Raw genomic sequence first — 22,282 nt, 5'->3', positions numbered from 1 at the left:
CTTCACAAATGAGTATAAAGAAAATACAAGTAACTAGAAAAGTAGAAGAAATCATTAAAAGTTACCTTTACCGTGGAAGGTATCCTACTTTCCAAACAATCACACATCATTTTTCACAATGGCTTCGGGAACATACTCCCGGAGCACCTGTGTTTAATCCTTTAAAAGTATTTAGAAAAGAGAAATCAAGTTCTTCTAAATACAATCATGATATTGAAGGAATCTCTTTAGACATCAACGATGCGTATGAATCTACAATCTCACAGACTACTCAACTAATGAGTGACTTTAATTTCATTGAAGTGGAAAGAGACAAGCTTGTGCATCAGCTATCAAGTATCTCTAAGAACATTGATGAGCTGCTTCTGATTACGGACAACGCAGACTTCCGTTACTTCGATGGCTACATAGTAGGCTTTGAAGATACAGGAGATAGTAATAAAGAACAGAGCACAGCATTTATTAATGTGAAGAATAAAGAAGTTTCTTTAGCAGAGAACCTAAGCTTAAGTAGTCAGATTATCGTTAACCCTGCCAAGGTTTCATTTAATGCGTTACAACCTTCAAATAAAAGTGCCGCATTAGAAAGTATTAAGAATGCGTTTGATGACAATATCAATACCGCTTGGTGGCATGTCATTAAGACAAAAGAATTAGGCGCTGATAACATCATGCGTGCGGAGCTGATCGTCATGCTAGATAGCGTAGAAGATATCAATTACATAGAGTATGTCCCTCATCACAGTAAACCAATTGAAGCAAAGATTGAGTACACAACTGACGGATCTACTTTCAGCCCTGTTTATCAAAAGGCAGAGACTGATACGATTACAGGAATCAAGATATGGAACTTCCAAGCTGTAAAGGCAATGGGAATTAAGTTTGTATTTGAGAAATCTGACTATGATGAGCGAAATGGAGATTACTACAACTACTATTTCGGCGCAAAGAATATCTCCATTCATACTAAGAATTATGTGAGCCAAGGAATGTATTATACTAATCCTTTAGAGCTATCGACTGATGTACATGAAGTATCCATGTTTACAAAGAATGATATTCCATTTAACACAGAACTGTATTATGAGATTGCAAGTCACGATGAGAGCAAGAGCCTTGAAGAATTAATATGGCACCCTATTTCTTCGTTCGATGAAACAAAGCCAAAGTATGCAAAAGTAGTGAACTTGAATACACAAGAAAACAAGAAAGTAGAAACGAATAAAGCGGAGCCAACCGGTGAAATGATTAATGGCATGCAAGTGTTCCGTCTCATGAAAGATAACGGAGATGGTATCTTATCTGAAAAAATTACAGATGAAGAGACTGGCGAAACGAAAGAGAACTTTGACGAGTTCCAAAACCCTAAACTGTTCAGAGGAATCAACCAGTGGAAGCAGGAAAGAACCTATGTGAAGTTTGATGGTAGAGTCCCTTTGAATAATAAGTGGGATGAACAATACCTTAATCGTCCAGATTTAATTAGATCAAGCTATCAGAATAAATCTAATCAGCTTGATCTGCGAAGACTTAGCGGCGGCCTTAATGATAATTTTTACCGCTTCAGTATTTGCATCTATTCAGATGAGCCAAGAAATGAGCCACTAAGCTTATCTGTAATTTCTTCATTGTCTACAGGTACACGTAAGCGATTAGGTGCTTACTCTGTCTACTTAAATAAGCAACGACTTGCTCCTGTTAATGATGAGGTGACGATGCCTTTTGTGAAAGGATGGAATGAGATTCAAGTACTCTATCACTGGGGTAACATGGAGGAAAGAAAAGATGTAGCTCGCAAAGACCTTCCGTTGGTCGCTTATTTAGGAAAATTCAACTTTGCTAAAGAGCAACGAGTACGTGGGGATATAGATTATATGCAATACGTAGATACGCATAGTTTGTATCATAACATTTCGCCAAACAATCGAAATTACTTTTCAATCTATGAACGACAAGTTGTATTAAACTATCTACCTGAAAACTGTGTATTTCAAATGATTTATGAATCAACCAAGCAAGCTGAAAACCAAAACAAAGTGGTAGTCAGAGCTCACCTAAATAGAGATACCTCTACGCCACATGTTACTCCTAAAATATACTCAATTCGATTGAGAGCAAAGTAGGTGTCTAAATGGCAAACACAATTGAAACATCCACAATAAGTGTCCAAGAGAAACCGCCCATTGTCATGCAGGATATTACAGAAAAAATATTGCCACTTTATAAATACCCTAATGTTATGAAACGGAATGCTCGTTATAGAGGGCACAGAGAATCAGAGAAAGTCTTAAACGATCATCAAGAACAGGCATATGATATTCGACGACTGTATAAAGATATCTCTTACACGGATAGTCTTAAAGACCAGAACATTTTCCAATGGTTTCATGGTTTGGATATATTGAGTATTTCTACGATACAAGCAGAAAGTGAACAGGATTTAGTGAAAACAGTCGTTATGCAAGAGGAAACGGAGCTTGACCCCATACGAACTTTTGCAGACAATGTGATAAACTTGAGTGGGAATAGCAGTGATGAAAATATTGTAGGCATCTATGATATCAAACGACGCATGCAGGAATTAGATGAAAGAATTGCAGAAGCTGAAAGGAGATATGAGGGTTATGAGAATGCCTACGAGTAAAAGTGGTGGCGCTCGTTTTAGAGGCCCGACTTCATCTCAAGAATACAATACGAATGAAGATCAGAAATACTTAGAGATGATTGAGCTGTATAAGCAAAACAACTCAACTCAATTGAGCTTAGAAGAAACAAATGAAATTATCGTGGCAGAAAACAATGCTCTAAACTACTACGTTAGAATGCTTGAAAGCAGAATGGCCACATTAGAAGCGAAACTTACGTCATTAGGCACTAACTATGCTAACGGACGATTTTTCAAGACATCCTTCGTTCAGAAAATGTCTGCTCAATATCCACGTAGCTTCCAAGATCAAAGTGTATCAACACCAAGATGTGAAATAGATAGGCAGCACCGATATGTCACTCCACCTAAAATACACGAGATACCTAAAACTCATCTCATTGATGAAAGTGGAAATGTCATTATTCCTTCTGAATTAAAAGTACAAGTAGGGAGAACGAGCACAAAAGGGACAGTAAAAGATAATAACATTCTTAATGCATTTAACGGAGATAACCTTTCGTTTTGGCATCGTACTGTTACATATGATTCTCTTGCAGATGTTCCCGCTAATGGAGAGGATGTCATACTAGAAATAGAACTACCTACACACTTAGTGAACAACTTGAATATTAATACTATTCTTGTACATCCACATCCTGAACGAGGCATTCAGATAAAGAATATTGAAGTTCAATACAATAGCGGCTGGCAAACAATCAATGGATTTAATCAGAATGAGATTTCAACTATTACCTCTGTTGGCTATTCGCCAAGAAGAAAGTGGTTCTTTCCAAGTGTACCTGTTCAAAAATTACGTGTAACGCTTGTTCAAAAGAATTCAGCAAGTATCAACGGAAAAACAGTTTTTACTTTAGGAGCTCAAGAAATAGGAGTATACCTAACAATGTTTGAGCCAAGTGGAGGAATGATTTTAACTCCTTTTGATATGGATAGTCTCTACAACATAGAGTCTGTAGAGCATGTGTTTTTAAATCGCAGTGCCTTTAGTTTTCCAAGCAACCTAGATCATATGCTAGAGAATAATCTTTTCGAGTATGAGGTTTATGTAGAAGAAGCTGATCAAACACTACGACCTATTCAAAGTTCTGAATGGACAAGTCAGACAGCAAAAAGAATATGGGTAAAAACACAGTTGTATCCTGACCCAAATAATGGAGTCAATCCTTGCCTACATGCGGTCCGATTACATTACACCAAAGTATAAGTGTAAGGAGGCAAGAGTTATGCAAGTTAATCAAAGCAATCAGAAGGTGGAAGTTAATATAGATTTCGCTGAACTTATCCGTCGTCAAGACGACTTAGAAAAAGAGCTTACTAGTCTTCGAAATATGTATCATGAAATGAAGAAAGAGAATGATCGTACCATTAACCGTATTCACAAGCGCATTGATAAAGTTGAAAAGGAGCTAACAGAGCTTAGAGCTACAATCAATGAGCTGAAGTCTTCAATAGATAATGTTCAAAGCAGTGTGAATATAGTAGAGAAGCATGTTACTGAAATTAATGTTAAACAAGATGTTGCTATTACAGCTCAAGATAAGTTCATTGGTCAGTTATGGAAGGCCTTCTTTGCTTTATTGGGTGTTATCACAGCAGCTGGTGCAGCGATTGTGGCATTTATGAAATAACGAAAAAGCGAGAATACACGAGGAAAATGCAGGTATCCAGAGATAAATGGAGAAATCTGCATTTTTTTACTGCATTTTACTTGTACGTTTTGACAGGTCGTGTTAGAATGATATTATGTAATGCATTACATTTTAGTTGTGTATTACATTGGGGTATTATATCAAAGGAGGGTATCGCTCATGCGAGAATTAACGACAGATGAAATCAAAAGCATTCAAGGTAAATTAAAAGAATGTAAACCTGAATGGCTAGAAAAGAACGCCAAAAATCAAGATTCACTTGGAGTTTGGACTGTTCAGCAAATTTTAGATAACGCAACAGATGGCTTATGGAGCTTCGTTATTGAAGAACAATGGCGAGAAGATGTTCATAAGTTTGATAAGAAGAACAACTCATACTTCTTTGATGGCTATGTCTATCATGTAAGAGGATACTTAGTTATTGAAGGAATAGGTAGACGCTCTCAATACGGAAGCAAAGTAGCTATCGGTGGAAAAGACAATCAAAACTCTTCATATAAATCTGCTGCAAGTGACTGCTTAAAGAAATGTGCATCATTGTTTGGTGTAGGCTCTAGTATCTACTCAAAAATTAAAATTGAGACAGAAGACGAGCAAGCATATAATCAGTTACAAAACGATCCTAACTATGCAGTGGGACAGCCTCAGCAAGCTCTGCAGCCTGAAACGTTTATGAATAACCAAGGTTACACACAATCCGGTGAATACGTATGGTATAACGATACATGGGTTCATCAAAATGAATTTCACTCTATCATGCAACAGCAAGCTCAACCTATGAACGGGGGACAATATCCCAGTCTAAGCTCAACTGAGCACTCTAACACAGGACACTATCAGGTTGAACAACAATATACAGAGCCTTCGCAACAACAGTGGTATGAAAACACCATGCAAGAACATGACCCTAATGGCTATCAGCAAATGATGACTGAACAGCAACAGATGCAACAAGCGATTCAACAAACAGACCAGGAGCTTGCTAATGGCTCTATAGAGGTTCCATTTGAAAATGTTCCTGCTAAAGAACAGCAAGTAGAAGCTAAACCGCAAGAGTTTGAAGCAACACCTCAAACTGCGGCAACGCCTCAAGACTTTCAGCCTGTAGAATATGGTGCACCAGCTGAAACTGCTGAAAAGAAACCTGACAAAGAAGATCCGCTTAGTCACATCGTAGCTGAGAACCCTTGGCAAAATGCTGAAACGGAAGAACAATTAAAGGTTTTCTCTGACCACAAAAACAGATTAAACATTCAAAAGGATGCTGATTTACTTCCACATGTGAGAGAGTTCTTTAAAGACGAAAACGCATCACTGGCTAGTATCACACCTGAAGTTCTAGTTTCATTTAATACACACCTACAAAACATTCAAGTCTAAGAAATAGGAGCGAGAGCGTATGCAAAGTATAGAGGAGTTAGCATATTACTTCGTTCACCGAATCACTCAAGCCCAAGTTGGATTGGAAGCACGCATAAATAGTGCCCTGCAAGCCATTCCTCAACTGCTTGAGAAAGGATGGACGTTAATTGAAGTCAAGGAGCGGCTGGATCAATTCGCCGTTAACTACCCACAAATCGTAATGAACGTATATCATATAGATGAAATTATGGCTAAACAAGAACCACCTAACAACTTGATGCAGCCTGATATCTTTTATTATCATAACTCATTGCGTGAAGTATCCACGCCAACTAGAATTGTAAAAGACCCTGAGACTGGACAGCTAGTTCGTAAATCGGAACCATTTTATTTAGAAATGAAAAAGAGGTTCAGCATGCAAGACTTGCTGAATTACTGGTACAGCCAAATGGGGATTAATTCTACTGATCATATGGTTCGCCAAGATGAAGGTAAATTCAAATACATCTTAGGAAACTACACGTTAGATGAAGTGCTCTTTGCAATTGATGCAAGTAGAGCCATACGAAAAGAGAAGTCTCTAAAGCTCCTGCGAAATGCCTTTGAGTTAGATAAATATATTGAAGAAGGACGAGAAGCGATTAGAGCAAAGCAAAACACTCACAAGATGCAGGGTATTAATCGTGAGTTCAAAAAGGAATTTGACAATGGAACAACAAACTACTACCACTAATCCTATGATATGGGTGGAATGTGGAGCTGATTTAATCGGAAATAAGAAGTTCCCTTTCACTCGTAAGCACTATATGTTTCCTGAATACACTTGGCAGTTTAGAGAAGCTTATAAAAACCAAGGTGTATATCAAACTGTTATGCAATATATCAACCCTGTATGGTATCAAAACGATAAAGGCAAATGGCTCATCAATGCAGGGGAAAGTATGAAGTGGGGAGACTTCTACTTGGACTTTGACTCGGTGATTGAATCTGAAGAAGATTATCAAAAGCTAAAAGAAGATGTTCGCATTGCCTTACGATACATAACAGTTATCATGAACATCGATATTAGCCAAGTGCGATTCTTCTTCTCTGGAGGAAAAGGAATCCACCTCACAGTACCTGCTCAAACTTTAGGATTAGAACCACATGTAGCATTGAATCAAATTTACAAAATCATCATGGAAGATATCGCACAATACACAAAGCACAATACGCTAGACCCTAAAGTGTATGATGACAAGCGTATGTTCCGAATGATTAACTCATGGAATTTCAAAGGACAAGCGTTTAAAATTCCATTAACATATGATGATTTTAAAAATCTTTCATTTGCGGAGATTCATCAATTGGCTCAACAGCCTAGAGAAATTAATGTGGCTGAACCTTTCAAATCTACTCGTGCCTATATGGTTATCAAACAGCACATTGAGGAGTGGACACAAAGAGTAAGCCGTCGTCAGGAATTTAGTGGTAAAATTAAAAAGCTCGAAAAAGAACCACCTTGTATTCAAGCTATGTGGCAGAAAGTATTTAGAGAAACTGTAGATGAGCGTAACAATAGCTGTGCAGGCTTAGCCAGCTTCTACATGCAGCAGGGCATAGAATATGAGGAAGGTTTAGGGCGACTACTAAAATGGAACGAGGAAAACTGTTCGCCTCCACAAAAGCCTAGAGAGATAGAAATGACTGTACAGTCTGTTTACAATGGTCAGCATAAGTACGGTTGTGAAACGTTCAAAAGAGTAAGTGGTGTATGTGATAAAGAGAAGTGTCCATTGTTCGCAAAGGGAGAGGTCAAAAGTGAGCCAGCAAAGCAAGCATGATCAATTTAAATTCAAGATTTTCATTCATTTTGTTATCTCCTTTCTAACAGTTGGCTTTGCTGTAGGAATAGGATTAACAGGACAAATATTAATCACGAAAAATATTATCTCAGCGAGTGCATGGTATGGCACTCTGCAAAGGATCATTGATGTAGTAGTAATAATGCTAATAATTTCAATAGCTATTAGCATCATCAAAGCACTAATCATAGGCAAGAAGGGCAAATAAGCCCTTTCCTTCGAGCCCATCAAATCATGGTGTGCTGGAAGGGACGGGTTTCGCATGCTTGTCCCACCTCCTAGAGGAAGACAAAAAGCTAAGGGAACTTACCCCTCCCTTGCGCAAAGTTTATAATTTATGAATTTATTTCTTATGATTTTATGATTGTAGTCTTTGCATAGGGGAGAAATCGAGAGGAGATAACCACCCATGACGACAGTAAACTTTCAAAATATCTATAATCAAATGGAGCAACAAATAAGTAAAGATGACAGCATCTTCATGTTCGATACAAGTAATCAGCATCATATTCGTTTAATCGATCCTACACGTATTTACAATCGCCCACTTAATTCTATTGAAGCTATGATGGTCCAAAATATAGCTAACGTAGACCAATACTCTTGGGAGCGTGACGAACGTGGGGGCTTAACAACAGGCTTCCCATTATTTGATGAAGCACTAGAAGGTGGAGCACAGCCGGGTTTATATCTTTTTGCCTCACAAGCCAACGTAGGTAAGTCTGCATTAGTACTTCAAGTTGGTCAACAAATAGCGGATTTGAATGAAAATGTTCACGTTGCATATCATTCATTAGATGATAGCTTAAATGAATTAACTCCACGTTATATTGCTTGTAAACAGAAGATGACTATCTCACAGGCAAAGAACCCTGCAAAGTATAGACAACAGCCGGAAGTGCTAGAGAAGCGTAATGAAGGTGTCAAACACCTATATCGTAGTGCTAGTAAGTTTTCAATGTGGGATGCTAATCATGGCACAAGTGTAGAAGTAATTGAAAATCGTATTAAAGAAATGAAGATGAGCTTTCCTGAAGGAACACAGCTAGTTATTATGATTGACAGTATCTATGATTTAACTGTTGAGTCGAAACAACTTCAAGACAAAGCTTTATACGAACATGTTGCTACAACTGTTAAAGGCTGGACTGTTGCTTATGATGTGATTATTATGTGTACTGCTCACCTTCGTAAGCTAAATGGTGCACGACGCCCAGACACAAGTGATTTGAAGGAAAACAACAGACTTGAGTATGAAGCAAACTTCATCGCACTTTTGTACAATGAAGTTGGTCTTAAAGAAGAAAGCGCAGAAATCTATTGGTTATCAGAAGAAGATGAAGCTAAGATGCCTGTAATTGAAATGAAAGTAGGTAAAAATAAATTCAGTAGTTTCAAAGGTACACGATTCTATGAATTTATGCCTGATATGTCTTATTTATTGGAAACTCCTATTGAAGATTGTCGTCGCTATGCATCACTCATCCATCAAAGTTAGGGGATATAGTTATGGGAAAAAGCATACTGCAATCAATTAAAAAGTCTACAAGATCTAAAGTGCGTGATATTTTAATGGAATACCCTGAAACTCGTAATTCAGATAGGTTGCTACGCCTTACTTATTGGACACACATTGATGGTGTGACAAGCTTAGATGACCTTATGACAGCAACTTGCCCCGAATCCATTCGTCGAGCCAGACAATGGTGGAATGAACGGGGCTTCTTGCTTGCAACTGATACTGAAGTATTAAAACGTAGGAAGCAATTTAATAAAGAAATGAAGAAGGGTATTGCAAAAATTTAAAAAGGAATGATGAATATGTCATCACAGATGCAAGGGCATTTGCGAACTTATGTTGAAGATGGCATTCAGCAGAAGATTCGCTTAGGGAACCTTATCGATAGCTATGAAGTGCAAGAAAACAAAACAAGAGAGCGGATTATTGACCAAACAACTCTTGAAAGAAAGTTTATTGCAGATGGTATTGTGCAACAAGAAATTGACTATGTTGCTGAACGTAAAGAACGTGACCTTGAGATTCTTGAACGTGTTCAATCAACACTAACTAATTCAAGAAACGAAATGGAAGGACTTACTTATCGTCTAAATGCTCATCTTAAAGAGCTTACAGCTCTAGAAATTACAGCAGGTGGATTTGTTACTCATGCCATTGGAGTAGATAAGAACACTTCAGTAGATGAAACTACTAAGGTAGTGAGCTTTAAAGCAGGTGGACACGTTGAGATACCTATTGCTTCTCGATTAAATACATGGAAAGATAGCTCTCAATTAACTATTAATAAAATCAGGAAGACAGGTGCGTAATCAATGTTATTCTCTTATTACTTTGATTCAGAAAAAACACACCTACTTAATTGCCGCTTCAATGTTCTGCAGTTTGCTGAAAAGGCAGAGGGTGTAGTTGAAATCATGTTCTCATCAGAAATCTCTGAAGTGCTAAACGGTGTGACTAAAAAGAAGGAATCCTCTGTCAACACATTTAGTTTTCCTCCAACACCGGATGGACAAACCAAGCACGATATCGATTTCACTCGTGTCCGTTATGCTGACCAGCAGAAATGGATCTTTACTGTTCTTAACAACAAAAATTCTGCAGAGAAAGCTGTAGTAGGTCTAGTGTCATCTACGGTAAATAAGAATCCTTTAGGTCAAGATATCTACCATGATGATGAAGAATTTAATGTGGAGTTAAAAGCAAATAACCTTTCTATTCTTGAAGATAGTTATGTGCCTCCAATCCTTACACAGACACTAGTGGACACTCTATTTGATGAGGCTGGTTATCCAGAACGCTTCAGCTCATTCACAGCAACCTATGATTCTTCTGCTAAAAACTACACTGTGAAGGATTTTAGGCAAGATTTTTTAGAAGAAATACCAACACAGACAGCTTTCAAAATTCAATTAGACCTTGCTCCTCTTGAGTTTACTCCAGTTTCGGGTGAACGTATCTTTGATTTAACCATTCCTCAACTAGGTAGAATTAGCTTACTAAAAAGCGGTTTAGAATATTTGATTCAAGATGGGCTAACAAATGACATTGTTCGATTGAGCTTTGATTCAGCAGTTAAGGCAAGTGATTTCTTTGCAAATGATGCCTTTACAACCAAAGCAAAAATGACAATTGAAGGTGATGGACTAGGAAATCTAACAATCACTTATTACGGACAAACCTTGATTGGCATCTATGACCCAACGAAGACATTTTTACATATGGATTTCAAAGGTGCATATGCCGGAGTAATTTTATAAGAAGGAGATAGGATAATGCCACTAGAAAGTTTTCCACCAGGATTTAAATTAAAGGGACAAGAAGATCCACCAGTTGAAGAACAAACAGAAGTTATAGAAGAACCAGCTACATCTGATGAGCAAAAAGAAGAAAACGAAACACCACAAGAACCAGATGCACCCGTTGTTGATTTAATCGTTCAACCCACTGACCTTAGTTCAGTTACACCTACTAATACCACACGAACAACTCTTTATTGGGGATATACAGGGGATATTTCAGCGGTTAAGTTTCTTATTTATTTAGACGATGCAGTTTACTCTACTATTGAATCTAATTCTAAATACTTAATTGTTGAAGCTCTTGGTGAAAATACGTATGGATTCATTACAGATGACCTAAAAGAAGGATCGTATAAGTTTTACGTCAAGGCAGTTAGTGACTCAAATATCGTTGGAGAAACATCTGAAGAATTCTATTTTGAGGTAGTCAAGCCTCAAGGAATTGATAATCAAAATTATTGGCTTCCTTCAAAGATTGATAATATTAGTGTAACTTACAAGAAATAATAGTATAATAGAGAAAATGAAAGACATTACAAGAATAGAGGTGAAAGTTATGAAGACTTATAATGAACCTATCGCTGAAGGTATTGAGCTATGTGAAAAGTGCGAGTCCAAGTTAAAAGAGCTTGCTGCTTATGGTCAAACCTCCAAAGAAATGTTTGACACAGAAGCACAATTTCACTTTGACTTAGCATTTATCCTTGCTGGAGAAGGCCATTACATTATGCGTGCTGCTGAAAAAGGCAAGGAGTTTCCAAAGGTGATTGCTATCGTTGAAACAAAGGACTCTTATAAAGAGAACCCTAATTATGAATTCGCAGCCGTAGATAAAGAAACAGATACAATTTTGTCTTATGTCACTTTATCAAATCAAGAAATTCTAGCAAGTGACTGGACTATTGCTAAATTAAAAGAACAGGGAGAATAAAAGATGTTAATTGGACCAAGCATTACATTAGCTGAACTTGAAGAGAAGCTAAAAGATCGCTTATATGAAATTAAAATGGATTTACCAAAGGCACAGAAAGAATTTACACGCTTACGTGAAGAATTCAAGCGTGTTCCACGTATCATTGTTGCAGAGAAGGAAGGAGAAGAAGTCGAAACAATTAACCCTGACTTCATTAAAATTCCTGAACAGCTAAAAGCAATCGAGGAAAAGATTAAAGGCTATCAAGAACAGCAAGAATTCCTTGAAGAGAAGCTTGAAGAATTAGAAACAATCGAAGATCGCTCTAAGGGACGTGGCAACATCAACAAAGAGAAAGAAAAAATTACATTGTCGTTAAATGACTGCTTGAAATTAGGGATTGAGTAAGGGGAATTAGAGATGGCAACAGTTGAGCAACAGCGAATGATGAAAGGTTATGTTGAGCGTGAAGAGATGCGCTTGCAGTATGAACAAGAAAAACTAAAAGAAGTAAGCATTAAAGCTAACAAGCGTGACATCTATAGCAAAGAGGATATGTTAAATCTTCCTCGCCATCAGATGTATACAAAGTGCACGGACTTTGTTGAGTGTCCTATTGATTACAAATGCCGTAACTTCAACTCCAGCTACATGAAATGTCAAAACTGTGAGTTACATAAAACAGATAGCATTTGTATGAAGCCACACATTCATACAGAGAAGGCTCTGAATATGATGATTTCTCGTGAAAGGATTGACCTTGATGACGAGAGACATTGAGACATTGAAAATTAGAGAATCATATGGTAAGTCACGTATCAGCATTGGCGGTAAAATCTTGTGCGAATGTGGAAGAGAAGTACCATATGTACTTGCAGAGTGTAGCTGTGGAGACAATCATTTGGAGGTTATGCAAGATGCCAAAAAAGATGCTTAAATGTAAAAGGAACGTGCACTTAACAAACGACGCTTCTTATCAGGCTTTTACTAAAGATAAGCTTTATCGTCCATATAAGTACAATCTCGAAGATGGATATGATGTTAGGCAGGTATTGTGTGTAAAGAACGATAAGAATGAAAGACATATCATTCAAGATAAAGAGAAATATCCTAATCATGAATTTTATAATGAAGTCTTTGAAGAGGTTTTAGTGTAATGACCAAGAAGAATAACTGGTCTAGCATGAACTTTACACAAATCATGCTGCAACAAGCAGGTCAGAAGCTCAGCACACCTATCTATTGCCGCTACTGTGGTAAGGACTTGAACCAGCCAACGAAAGAGAGCAGGTTCAATGCTACTGGCAATAATACCGGCACCTATGCTAATGAATGGGAAACAAGAAATCATGCACATACATCGTGCTATCAACAACACATTTACGGGGGAAAAAGATAATGACAAACATTAATGCAACAGCACTAACTTATTTCGAGAAAGAACTTAAAGGAATCCAAGACGCTAGCTTACAAGCATTCTTCTATAATGCACTTGCTGTGGCGCCGCAGAGCTTCCATGACGACGCTAATTTACAAGAGCATGTCAAAACAGCTTATCACATCTTACGTGGCTTATTAGACCAACGTGGCGTTAAGGGAACTGTACGAGATGCATTAGTAGGAACAACATTGCTATGCGACATTATGCAAAACGAATTCGAAGAGGATATGCGTCCATTACATACAGTAGCTGTACGAAAGTATTTAGAGAAGCTTGAAGTTCAGAAAGACGTGAATCAAGGTTTATGGGAGAATGTCATGAGAGCTGTTGAAAGTCATCATGGTGCAGAAGGTGCTTCTCCTTTACTGGATGCTAAACCTGGTACTGCAGAATACGAGCTTGCGCAAGCCTTCTCTATTGCACGTCTTGGTTACGTTAAGTTAGATTGGGAGGCAATTTATGAAGAAGGAAAAGCGAAAGAAGAGAATTAAAACAACCGTCTTTTGGGGAGCCATTGCATCCGCTGTTCTTATTTTTATTCAAAATATCGCAGCGGCTTTTGGTTGCGAGATTTCTGCTGAGACAATGACACATTTAATTGCTGCAGTAAATAGTCTTCTAGCTATTTTGAGCTTATCAGGACTGCTAGTAAACCCTAAAGAAGTGGACTCTTTTCAGGCTATGGTTACTAAGGTCAAGAAGTAATAGAGGTATCTCTCTACATGTTGTAGGGGGATATTTTTTTGTTTCTGTATATTGTGTTTTAACTTTTTAAGTTCTATAATAAAACTTGCTGTAATACATTACAAATTACTTTTTATATAAATGTTAGGAGAGAATGAGATGAAGTTTCCACAAGAGTATATTGATAAGCTAAACAAGGATATTGAAAGGTATACGGCTAAGTATCCTGAGCGTAATGTGTTTCCAATCACTGATGATATGAACAGAACATTTGATAGTGTTTCTCAGATGGTTATGTTAGACCGCTACACTCATACAGATTTACTTCATGAAACGTTAGATGTAGGTGACTTTGTTGTTTTAACGGTAAAGCCTGATCCAAAATGGCCTACACGTGGCTTTGGGTGGGTATTAGAACTAAACAAAGAAGAGCGCTTTGCTGTGATTGAAGTAGATGAACAATTTGCTGGCTCATTAGAAGGTGAAGAAGCAGATACATTCCTTGTAAAGCGTAATCTTGAGTTGGTGCAGAAGCCACTAGAGATTTACCATGAACAGATTGCTATGCGTAATGCATGGGGATTATCATCTGTTGAAAAGACTGAGGAAAAACGCCAAGAGTGGTTTGAGAAATTCTATCAAGAATTAACACAATTAAACTTTGTACCTGCAGGTCGAGTGATGCATGGAGCTGGTGCAGGAACAGATGTCACATTCTTCAACTGCTATGTTATGCCTTATGTGAAAGACTCTCGTGAAGGTATCTCAGAACATCGTGGTAAAGTGATGGAGATTATGTCTCGTGGTGGTGGTGTTGGAACGAACGGATCTACTTTACGTCCACGCAATGAAGTGGCTCGTGGAGTTAACGGAAAGTCCTCTGGTGCAGTTTCATGGCTGAATGATATTGCTAACCTCACGAACCTGGTCGAGCAAGGTGGGACCCGCAGAGGGGCGCAGATGATCATGCTTGTAGACTCTCATCCTGATATTGTAGAGTTCATTATTTCTAAAATGCAGAACCCTAAGATTTTAAAATTCATTATTGAAAATACAAATGATGAACACATCAAGGAAATGGCACAAGCAAAGCTTAAGTTTACTCCTTTAAGTGCAGAAGAAAAGAGCACATTAGAAATGTCAATTGCTTATACAAACTATCTGAAACAAATCGGAGAAGGTAGACTGTCTGATACAGAAGCTCAAGCAAAAAAAGAAGCAGAACAAAAACTAGCAGAAGGTGGTACATGGTCTGTACATAACCCTGAGTTCTTAACAGGTGCAAACATTTCTGTATGCTTAACAGAAGATTTCATGGAAGCTGTAGAGAACGACACTGACTATGAATTGCGTTTCCCTGATGTAGTGTCTTACACAGAAGAAGAAATGAAAGATTACAATGAAAAATGGCATGAAGTAGGAGACGTTCGTGAATGGGAGAAGCAAGGCTATGCCGTTCGTACTTACCGTACAATTAAAGCGAAAGAGCTATGGCAGCTGATTAATATCTGTGCAACATATTCAGCGGAGCCGGGAATCTTTTTTATTGATAATGCAAATGACATGACCAATGCAAAAGCTTATGGCCAACACGTCGTGGCTACAAACCCATGTGGTGAGCAACCGTTGTCTCCATGGGCTGTCTGCAATTTAGCTGCAGTCAATTTAGCGGAAATGGCAAGCTTTGAAACAGCTCAAGTAGACTATGAAAAATTAAAGAATACCGTTGAAGTTGGTGTTCGAATGCAAGATAACGTAATCGATGCCACACCTTACTTTATGGAAGAAAACACGAAACAAGCATTAGGTGAACGCCGTGTCGGATTAGGTGTAATGGGCTTGCATGATCTATTGATTAAATGCCAAGTAGAGTATGGAAGCGAAGAAGGAAATGAAATTGTAGATAAAGTATTCAAAACCATTTCTGAAACGGCATACCGTACAAGTATTGAAATCGCTAAAGAAAAAGGGAGCTTCCCATTCTTGATTGGCGAAACAGAAGAAGAAACGGAGGCATTACGCTATGCATTTATTGACACTGGCTTTATGCGCAAGATGCCAGGAATTAGTGTCCGTGATCAAATCATCAAACATGGTATACGGAACAGTCATCTCCTTACTGTTGCTCCAACGGGTAGCACTGGAACGATGGTTGGTGGCTCTACAGGATTAGAACCATACTTCTCATTCGTCTACTACCGCTCAGGTCGATTAGGCAAATTCATTGAAGTGAAAGCGCCAATCGTTCAACAGTATTTAGAATTTATGGGACTACCACTTGATACACCTTTAAGCGAATTGCCTTCTTACTTTAAAGGAGCAATGGAACTTGCACCAGAACAACACGCTGATGTGCAGTGTATTATTCAGAAGCATGTTGATAGCTCACTTTCTAAAACAGTGAACGCACCAAAAGGATACACTGTTAAACAGGTTGAAAAGGTGTATGAGCGCTTATGGCAAGGTGGAGCAAAAGGAGGCACTGTTTACGTAGACGGATCTCGTGATGCTCAGGTGCTTTCATTGTCTGCAGAAGAGAATGATGTAAATGAGCTAGAAATAGACAGCTCTCAGTATGAGGTAGATGTTGATGATAATACACAAGCTGCAGCTGAAGGTGTAATTTATGGCGTAGAGCCGGGAAACACTTGCCCTGTATGTAAGAAGGGGGTAGTAGAAGAGATTGGTGGCTGCTCTACTTGCACGAATTGCCAAGCTCAACTAAAGTGTGGACTATAAGATAAGTTTGAATGAAAGGTGTGTGGATTTAATATAAAGTTGCGATGCTCTATCTCTTCAGCCAAGAATGTTAAATGAGTTTATTCATGATTTTTTACCAAACTAAATGTTTATAGAAAAAGAAACGAATCCTATTCGAAAAAATTTAATCAAATTGAATTCGTTTCTTTTTCTGTACAATAAGAACTTGCAGACTTTTTCATCAAATGCTTATATAACAAGATAAACGTAATTTATAAAATAGGATATCATGGTTGCATTCTCCCATCCCTTACCAGATTCGATATCTGTATAACGTTTAAACGTCTCTGAATGCACGAAAAATAGTTCTCCATCTTTGACAAGGAATAAAGAGTACCAACCACCGCCTTCCATAAGTGTAGTGCCCTTCCAATCTTCACTCTTGCCTTCAACTTCAAGATTAGATTCTTTCAGCCTAATTAGTTCACCATTATTTCGAAAAAGATAGATGCTTGAATTACCAGGTGCTCCTAAAGAAGTAGCATCAGCCCATCCAGTGCTTTTTTGTTTCACCTTGAGAGTTTTGCCATCCACTTTAATTAATTCATCCCCTTTAACAATATAGAGGTTGTCTCCCGCACCTGTCATAAGTCTTGCGTCTTCCCAACCTGAATCATCTGCACCATCAGGAACAGGAACAGGTTCGAGTTCAAAATTCAGTTTAATAAGTTTACCATCTTTAATCACAAATATGTGTTGACCATCAGCGCCAGCCATAAGTTTAGTGTTATGATAACCTTCAACTGTTTTAACTATTTCTAGTTCAGGGTGGGTATCCCTTTTAATGAGAAGATTCCCTTCTACCAGAAAAACATATCGATAATAAGCTGATAGTGCAGTTGTTTCCTCCGATATTGGAATGCTTTGAGCAATATTTGCAAGGTTCTTTGCATCAACTTTATATAGGATCCTTCTTTGTATTGGTTCAGTTATTGTATCCTTTTTATTTGAACACATATGTCTATACAACTCCAGTACTGTATATTAGATATTATTACTACTTAAAGTTTATTCAGCTTTAAAAGATGATTAAGCAGAAATTTAGTTGATTAATACACTTTCTTATCTTGCGTATTTCTTCGTTAAAACATCCGCCATTTTTTTATTTTCATGTAAATTTTAATTAAATTTTATTTCAAAGTAACAAAATGCTTTTTATTCTTTGACATCATGCTTGAAAAGGCTGGCAATAATACATATAACATTTTTGTAATGCATTTCAAAAAAGTAGGCGACATACCTAATTTTTTATTATATAATGAAGATAATTAGCGGAAATAAAAGAAAAATAAAGGATGATGTAGCATATGGAGATGGTTCGACAGTATTTAGGTTATGACCCTCTTTGGACTCCTACTATGCAGTGGAATGTCCAGTTTCATGACGCTCAGTTTACATACACGTACAAGTTTAAAGAGACTCCTATCAGAAAGCCTCAAGAGCTAGTCATGAAATATCTTATGATTAAAGAGATGCAAAAGAATCCTATGCTACTAGCAGCTTAGGGGTGACATATGGAATTAGTTAATCAGTATAGAAAAATCTTACACGCTTACTTAGAAGAACGCAGTCATGTTGAAGGGTGTGAAGAGTTTTTCTCAACATCCAAGGCAGCTAACGATCTAAGGTATCGAGTTGTGCCTGGAACACTTAAGGTCGCACGTAATGGTGACATCCAAGTAGAAGGTAAAGATTATTATGTTAAAGGTAAAACATTAGTACTCAATCAAGCACCGCTAAGACAGGATACAGTAATGGTTCATTACACTGGAGTAGGATTAGAGGAGTTTAATGAATGGAATTAGTTGCAGCATACAACAAAGCAAATAAGCCTAGTAACATGCATTTAATAACGATGGAGTCAGTTGCTAACGATGTTCTGAATAGGTATATGAACACGTTTCTTAACGGGAGTAAGAAAGGCGAAATTAGTTATGAGCTGAAGCAAGAAATGTATAATCGTGGTTTAAATAAACACTTTCAAGTTAATTTGAGTAGTGACAATTACGGATCTATAAATTGTATCATCTCACTTGTTAACAAATTTAACCTTCCAAAGGAGTGTGTAATATGGAGTTAGTTCAAGAATATGTTGACCAATACGAAGCACGCCAGCCTAGAACTGTGAAAGTTATGGGAGTAGGTTCCACCAGTACTCTCTACGGAGGATTCGAGGACGATGTGAGAGTTTATATCGGTGATCAAGAGATTGGGCGCATGCAAAGTATAAGTGCAAGTGTTAGTAGAGAAGAGGAACCACGAGAAATAGGAGTCCTTGGTCAATATGAAGGTGCTTTTGCTATTCGGAATTCTGTAGAAGGACGAAGATTGTATCAGGATTTAATTGAACAACAAATGAGAGACATGTCACTAAGCATTGGTTTTTCTCAGCCTAACCGAGCTGAAAGAAGAAAGAAAGCTTCTGCTCGTAAAGAGGAAGAAGAGCAGGACCCATACCGTAAAGGTCTAAGAAACATGTTAGGCGGCCGTGGAAGATGGAATTAGTTAATAGATATTTGAAATGTACTGTACTTCAAAAAGCCACTGCAGTTCCTCCATCTAAGCTTATGATAGGTGGTAAAGAGATAAAAGCGATTGTGTCTCATGAATCTTTTGATGTAACAAATAGAAATCGAAGACTCTATTCTCGACAATCAATTGGTGAAGCTATTGATCACGTAGTAATTCCTCCCGTACCAGTAAGAATGATGGCTGGTGGTGTAGATTTAGGTGTTGTTGATATTTCTCTAAACGATATAAATACATCTGAAGATAGAGAGCAAGTTGAAATGTCTTTCACTTTAAATAATGGACATACATTTACAATTGATGAACCTATGATTAGCCCAGAATTTCTAAGCACATTGTTGGGAGCAGATAAAGATGGAACTGACAAGTAATTATTTGCAAATACAAAAGGATAGAAAAAAGCATCCTTGGTTGAAAGACTTCTTAAATAACTTAGATACCGTGCGATATATAAGAGAAATGGATGAAAAGATTGATGCAATAAGCCCCATGCGTAAAGTGATTAGGGCAATCCCTAGACAATCAGGTAAGACTTTTCTTCACCTATCTAGATCGGAAAGAGAATGGCTATCAAACACTGAATGGCATAGAGCTGAAACTAGTCCCGTTCAGATTAATAGAACTGGTATAAGAATGAATATCTCAGAGGATTTGATGAGTGATGCACCCGATATTACGGGAGAAATGATTAGATATTACTCAAGACAGCTTGCTGAAAGATTCCAAAGAAACTTAGAAAATGAATTGTTTTCCGGCTCACCACCTTCCGATAATATCAGAGGCATTGGCTCAAGAGCGATTGTCCAAGATGACCCTGTGTTCTTTGCAAATCAATACATGGGTGAATGGGTAGGTGATAGACATGGAAATGTGCCTCCAATACCTTATGATCCAGGCGAGTAAACGAAATCACGAACGGGTGAAGCAAGAAGTAAAACAAAAAACGGCAAACAGATCAAGGAGAAAAACACTGCACCAGCGGTTACAAGAACAACTGCAGCTTAGAGAGGAGATGCGAAGAAGAAATGGAGATAACAGTAGGTGACTTATATGATTTCAAATCATGCCCGCTACGCTGGAAATATACGCACCTTGATAAAGTAGTGAAGAAGATTACAACCAATGATGGCATCAGAGAAAGCATACAATCTGTTCTTAACTTCTATTATTTTCACTTACAACAAGGAGAACAGCTTACGCTTACTGACCTAAAAGAAAAGTTCAGTAGCATTTGGCATGGCCATCTTGATATCTATGATATCTATTTGGGCAATCGCAATGATAAAAGACGAAAAGAACTAGAAGCTATCGGAATGCTTAATACATTTTACCGTCAGCAAAAATATGCGCCTGATCATGTATTAGCATCTAACTTGGACTTTCGTATACCTTTTCCTAATGATTTTTACATAAGAGGAAATATTCCTGTGTTACGAGATACCCCACGAGGCGTAGAGCTTGCTGTATTTAAGACCGGCAAACATAAGTATGATGAGTTCTGGCAGCAGACAGACATGGGCTTAACACTTATGGCTATGGCATATCAATCTATGTATAAACAAGAAATAGATAGTATAGCGGTCCACCTCTTAAGAGACGGCAGCACGATCTATGTGAACAGGAAGCGTAAAGATTATCAGCGACTTATGAAAACCGTAAACATGGTTAGAGAGTCAATTGATAAAGGATGGTTTTATCCAAGAGAAACGTTTGCTTGCGATAAGTGTCCTGCTAAAAAACTTTGTATGGAATGGAGATAAAAACATGAAAGATATTTTATTCATTACAAGAAGCGTATGTAAACAAATCATAACGACAACTGAATGTATTACAATGGTGTCTTTTGATGTCTTAAAAGACGAGATTAAAGGTGGACAGATTGATTCGATTATTGCTCCCCATGACATGGACAAGCAAGAAGTGAGTCTGTTCTTAGAGATAACATCTGCCTTAAAGATGAAAGATCCACGCAATATTAAAGTTAGCTATTATTAATTCAAAGGGGAATACATATGAAAAAAGTTGTTAGTTTAGCGTTAGCAGGGGTTCTGACTTTTAGTATTGCATCAGAAACCTTTGCTATTGGAATGAGTTCATCAAGAAGTAGCGTTTCTACTTCTAGCAGCATGAGTCGATCATCAAACACCTCAAGTTTCAAATCAAGCAGTACAAGTCCTAAAACAAGCACTTCAACACCAAAGACTTCAACTAGCTCTTCTTCATCAAAAACGAAGGTTAACTTAACGAAGTCTGCCACTAAGTCTACTGTAAAGAAGGCTACCTCTTCACATAAGATGGCATTCACTCCACCGGCAAGTCAGGTAAGTGGTAAACAGTTTAACGGCCGTGACGTATTCTTAGGAGCTGCAGGAGGCTATGTTGTCTATAATGCACTCAACAGTAGTGTTGACTGTGATTATGATGACATCATGGAAGGTGATGATGACTGTAAAGAAGTCACGTTAACAGACGATCAAGTTAAGTCGTTAGGCATTACAGACGATAAAGATACAACTAATGTAACAAACAATGCTTCTAGTAATAAAAAGCTATCAACTGCAGCATTCTTTTTCATTGTGGTTGCTTTAGGTTTATCCTTTATTATTCTAGTTCTTTATTTAGCTGAAAGACATCGTAACAAGAGGAAGCGCTCATGGTAAGGAAATCATGGAACCAATACTTCATGGAGCAAGCGGAAAAAGTAAATGAGAGAGCAACTTGTAATCGCCTTGCTGTTGGATGTGTCTTAGTTAGAGATAATCGAATCATAGGGTCTGGCTATAATGGTAGCATCAGCGGGCATGAACACTGCACAGATGAAGGTTGCTTAGAAGTTGAAGAGAACGGAAAAGTAGGGTGCAAGAGAACGGTTCATGCAGAGCATAATGCCATTCTTCAGTGTGCCAAGTATGGTATTCCTACAGATGGTGCAACTGCATTTGTAACACATTATCCGTGCCCTGACTGCATGAAAGCACTAAATCAAGCTGGTATTAAGAAGATTTATTATAAGAATTATTACAAGCACCGCTATGACAATAACTTTAATAAAGGAATGGAGACTATTCACTATGACAAATCTTAAAACACTTATAAAAATCCTCCTTGGTAAAC

32 protein-coding genes are annotated in these 22,282 nt (G+C 37.8%); 30 read left to right on the top strand and 2 right to left on the bottom strand.

Annotation, left to right across the window (positions count from 1 at the left end; all coding sequences use genetic code 11):
* Window positions 1-8 precede the first annotated feature (8 nt).
* The 21 genes from LAV82_RS23130 to LAV82_RS23030 all read left to right on the top strand — a co-directional run bounded on the left by LAV82_RS23130 (window position 9) and on the right by LAV82_RS23030 (window position 16,618).
* Window positions 9-2,123 carry a discoidin domain-containing protein gene (locus LAV82_RS23130; RefSeq protein WP_499716983.1) on the top strand — a complete coding sequence of 705 codons (2,115 nt, stop codon included), beginning with the start codon at window positions 9-11 and terminating at the stop codon, window positions 2,121-2,123.
* An 8-nt stretch (window positions 2,124-2,131) separates the two neighbouring features.
* Window positions 2,132-2,644, top strand: coding sequence for a hypothetical protein (locus LAV82_RS23125; protein ID WP_499716982.1), 513 nt, complete (start codon window positions 2,132-2,134; stop codon window positions 2,642-2,644).
* Window positions 2,625-3,872, top strand: coding sequence for a hypothetical protein (locus tag LAV82_RS23120; protein WP_499716981.1), 1,248 nt, complete (start codon window positions 2,625-2,627; stop codon window positions 3,870-3,872). The genes LAV82_RS23125 and LAV82_RS23120 overlap by 20 nt, the downstream gene beginning before the upstream one ends.
* Before the next feature lie 19 nt (window positions 3,873-3,891).
* The gene (locus tag LAV82_RS23115; protein WP_189645007.1) at window positions 3,892-4,296 is read left to right on the top strand and encodes a hypothetical protein; all 405 of its coding nucleotides are present in this window, start codon (window positions 3,892-3,894) and stop codon (window positions 4,294-4,296) included.
* Window positions 4,297-4,476: 180 nt separating this feature from the next.
* Window positions 4,477-5,697 carry a Rad52/Rad22 family DNA repair protein gene (locus LAV82_RS23110; RefSeq protein WP_499716980.1) on the top strand — a complete coding sequence of 407 codons (1,221 nt, stop codon included), beginning with the start codon at window positions 4,477-4,479 and terminating at the stop codon, window positions 5,695-5,697.
* Window positions 5,698-5,716: 19 nt separating this feature from the next.
* Complete coding sequence (locus LAV82_RS23105; protein ID WP_499716979.1) at window positions 5,717-6,412, top strand: hypothetical protein; 696 nt, start codon at window positions 5,717-5,719, stop codon at window positions 6,410-6,412.
* The gene (locus LAV82_RS23100; RefSeq protein WP_499716978.1) at window positions 6,387-7,502 is read left to right on the top strand and encodes a primase C-terminal domain-containing protein; all 1,116 of its coding nucleotides are present in this window, start codon (window positions 6,387-6,389) and stop codon (window positions 7,500-7,502) included. Before LAV82_RS23105 ends, LAV82_RS23100 begins: the two co-directional genes overlap by 26 nt.
* Window positions 7,480-7,731 (top strand): hypothetical protein, encoded by a 252-nt coding sequence (locus tag LAV82_RS23095; RefSeq protein WP_499716977.1) that lies wholly within the window; start codon window positions 7,480-7,482, stop codon window positions 7,729-7,731. Before LAV82_RS23100 ends, LAV82_RS23095 begins: the two co-directional genes overlap by 23 nt.
* Before the next feature lie 201 nt (window positions 7,732-7,932).
* On the top strand, window positions 7,933-9,021 hold the full coding sequence (locus LAV82_RS23090) for a DnaB-like helicase C-terminal domain-containing protein (RefSeq protein ID WP_499716976.1): 1,089 nt from the start codon (window positions 7,933-7,935) through the stop codon (window positions 9,019-9,021).
* 11 nt (window positions 9,022-9,032) lie between these two features.
* On the top strand, window positions 9,033-9,329 hold the full coding sequence (locus tag LAV82_RS23085; protein WP_499716975.1) for a hypothetical protein: 297 nt from the start codon (window positions 9,033-9,035) through the stop codon (window positions 9,327-9,329).
* 15 nt (window positions 9,330-9,344) lie between these two features.
* Complete coding sequence (locus LAV82_RS23080; protein WP_499716974.1) at window positions 9,345-9,851, top strand: hypothetical protein; 507 nt, start codon at window positions 9,345-9,347, stop codon at window positions 9,849-9,851.
* A 3-nt stretch (window positions 9,852-9,854) separates the two neighbouring features.
* Window positions 9,855-10,799 carry a hypothetical protein gene (locus LAV82_RS23075; RefSeq protein ID WP_499716973.1) on the top strand — a complete coding sequence of 315 codons (945 nt, stop codon included), beginning with the start codon at window positions 9,855-9,857 and terminating at the stop codon, window positions 10,797-10,799.
* A gap of 15 nt (window positions 10,800-10,814) precedes the next feature.
* The gene (locus LAV82_RS23070) at window positions 10,815-11,348 is read left to right on the top strand and encodes a hypothetical protein (RefSeq protein WP_499716972.1); all 534 of its coding nucleotides are present in this window, start codon (window positions 10,815-10,817) and stop codon (window positions 11,346-11,348) included.
* A gap of 49 nt (window positions 11,349-11,397) precedes the next feature.
* Window positions 11,398-11,772 carry a hypothetical protein gene (locus tag LAV82_RS23065; RefSeq protein ID WP_499716971.1) on the top strand — a complete coding sequence of 125 codons (375 nt, stop codon included), beginning with the start codon at window positions 11,398-11,400 and terminating at the stop codon, window positions 11,770-11,772.
* 3 nt (window positions 11,773-11,775) lie between these two features.
* Complete coding sequence (locus tag LAV82_RS23060; protein ID WP_499716970.1) at window positions 11,776-12,162, top strand: hypothetical protein; 387 nt, start codon at window positions 11,776-11,778, stop codon at window positions 12,160-12,162.
* 12 nt (window positions 12,163-12,174) lie between these two features.
* A complete protein-coding gene (locus tag LAV82_RS23055) occupies window positions 12,175-12,534 on the top strand; it encodes a hypothetical protein (RefSeq protein WP_499716969.1) in 360 nt (119 codons plus the stop codon).
* Window positions 12,535-12,671: 137 nt separating this feature from the next.
* Complete coding sequence (locus LAV82_RS23050; RefSeq protein ID WP_499716968.1) at window positions 12,672-12,911, top strand: hypothetical protein; 240 nt, start codon at window positions 12,672-12,674, stop codon at window positions 12,909-12,911.
* Window positions 12,911-13,153, top strand: coding sequence for a hypothetical protein (locus LAV82_RS23045; RefSeq protein ID WP_499716967.1), 243 nt, complete (start codon window positions 12,911-12,913; stop codon window positions 13,151-13,153). The genes LAV82_RS23050 and LAV82_RS23045 overlap by 1 nt, the downstream gene beginning before the upstream one ends.
* Window positions 13,153-13,686, top strand: a complete 534-nt coding sequence (locus LAV82_RS23040) for a hypothetical protein (protein ID WP_499716966.1) — start codon at window positions 13,153-13,155, stop codon at window positions 13,684-13,686. The genes LAV82_RS23045 and LAV82_RS23040 overlap by 1 nt, the downstream gene beginning before the upstream one ends.
* On the top strand, window positions 13,655-13,900 hold the full coding sequence (locus LAV82_RS23035; RefSeq protein ID WP_499716965.1) for a phage holin: 246 nt from the start codon (window positions 13,655-13,657) through the stop codon (window positions 13,898-13,900). The genes LAV82_RS23040 and LAV82_RS23035 overlap by 32 nt, the downstream gene beginning before the upstream one ends.
* Before the next feature lie 138 nt (window positions 13,901-14,038).
* The gene (locus LAV82_RS23030) at window positions 14,039-16,618 is read left to right on the top strand and encodes a vitamin B12-dependent ribonucleotide reductase (RefSeq protein ID WP_499716964.1); all 2,580 of its coding nucleotides are present in this window, start codon (window positions 14,039-14,041) and stop codon (window positions 16,616-16,618) included.
* 210 nt (window positions 16,619-16,828) lie between these two features.
* Here LAV82_RS23030 and LAV82_RS23025 read toward each other — a convergent pair whose 3' ends face one another.
* Window positions 16,829-17,596, bottom strand: coding sequence for a hypothetical protein (locus LAV82_RS23025; RefSeq protein ID WP_499716963.1), 768 nt, complete (start codon window positions 17,594-17,596; stop codon window positions 16,829-16,831).
* 350 nt (window positions 17,597-17,946) lie between these two features.
* Here LAV82_RS23025 and LAV82_RS23020 point away from each other — a divergent pair, with 350 nt between their 5' ends.
* The 7 genes from LAV82_RS23020 (at window position 17,947) to LAV82_RS22990 (ending at window position 21,163) form a co-directional block, all read left to right on the top strand.
* Window positions 17,947-18,144 carry a hypothetical protein gene (locus LAV82_RS23020; RefSeq protein ID WP_499716962.1) on the top strand — a complete coding sequence of 66 codons (198 nt, stop codon included), beginning with the start codon at window positions 17,947-17,949 and terminating at the stop codon, window positions 18,142-18,144.
* 9 nt (window positions 18,145-18,153) lie between these two features.
* Window positions 18,154-18,444, top strand: coding sequence for a hypothetical protein (locus LAV82_RS23015; protein ID WP_499716961.1), 291 nt, complete (start codon window positions 18,154-18,156; stop codon window positions 18,442-18,444).
* A 265-nt stretch (window positions 18,445-18,709) separates the two neighbouring features.
* Complete coding sequence (locus LAV82_RS23010) at window positions 18,710-19,144, top strand: hypothetical protein (RefSeq protein ID WP_499716960.1); 435 nt, start codon at window positions 18,710-18,712, stop codon at window positions 19,142-19,144.
* On the top strand, window positions 19,135-19,539 hold the full coding sequence (locus LAV82_RS23005) for a hypothetical protein (RefSeq protein WP_499716959.1): 405 nt from the start codon (window positions 19,135-19,137) through the stop codon (window positions 19,537-19,539). Before LAV82_RS23010 ends, LAV82_RS23005 begins: the two co-directional genes overlap by 10 nt.
* Window positions 19,523-20,071, top strand: coding sequence for a hypothetical protein (locus LAV82_RS23000; RefSeq protein WP_499716958.1), 549 nt, complete (start codon window positions 19,523-19,525; stop codon window positions 20,069-20,071). Before LAV82_RS23005 ends, LAV82_RS23000 begins: the two co-directional genes overlap by 17 nt.
* A gap of 122 nt (window positions 20,072-20,193) precedes the next feature.
* The gene (locus LAV82_RS22995) at window positions 20,194-20,928 is read left to right on the top strand and encodes a PD-(D/E)XK nuclease family protein (protein ID WP_499716957.1); all 735 of its coding nucleotides are present in this window, start codon (window positions 20,194-20,196) and stop codon (window positions 20,926-20,928) included.
* Between the two features lie 4 nt (window positions 20,929-20,932).
* Complete coding sequence (locus tag LAV82_RS22990; protein ID WP_499716956.1) at window positions 20,933-21,163, top strand: hypothetical protein; 231 nt, start codon at window positions 20,933-20,935, stop codon at window positions 21,161-21,163.
* A 1-nt stretch (window position 21,164) separates the two neighbouring features.
* Here LAV82_RS22990 and LAV82_RS22985 read toward each other — a convergent pair whose 3' ends face one another.
* Entirely contained in the window at window positions 21,165-21,473 is a 309-nt protein-coding gene (locus LAV82_RS22985; protein ID WP_499716955.1) for a hypothetical protein, read from the bottom strand.
* Here LAV82_RS22985 and LAV82_RS22980 point away from each other — a divergent pair.
* Together LAV82_RS22980 and LAV82_RS22975 are read left to right on the top strand one after the other, a co-directional pair.
* Entirely contained in the window at window positions 21,463-21,828 is a 366-nt protein-coding gene (locus tag LAV82_RS22980; protein WP_499716954.1) for a hypothetical protein, read from the top strand. The two genes, LAV82_RS22985 and LAV82_RS22980, sit on opposite strands and share 11 nt — an antisense overlap.
* Window positions 21,822-22,253 (top strand): deoxycytidylate deaminase, encoded by a 432-nt coding sequence (locus LAV82_RS22975; RefSeq protein ID WP_499716953.1) that lies wholly within the window; start codon window positions 21,822-21,824, stop codon window positions 22,251-22,253. The genes LAV82_RS22980 and LAV82_RS22975 overlap by 7 nt, the downstream gene beginning before the upstream one ends.
* The last annotated feature ends 29 nt before the right edge of the window (window positions 22,254-22,282 follow it).

This window comes from Bacillus sp. ILBB4, from assembly GCF_035064545.1.
Taxonomy (GTDB): domain Bacteria; phylum Bacillota; class Bacilli; order Bacillales; family Bacillaceae_H; genus Priestia.
This window is presented reverse-complemented; position numbering and strand designations above follow the sequence as displayed.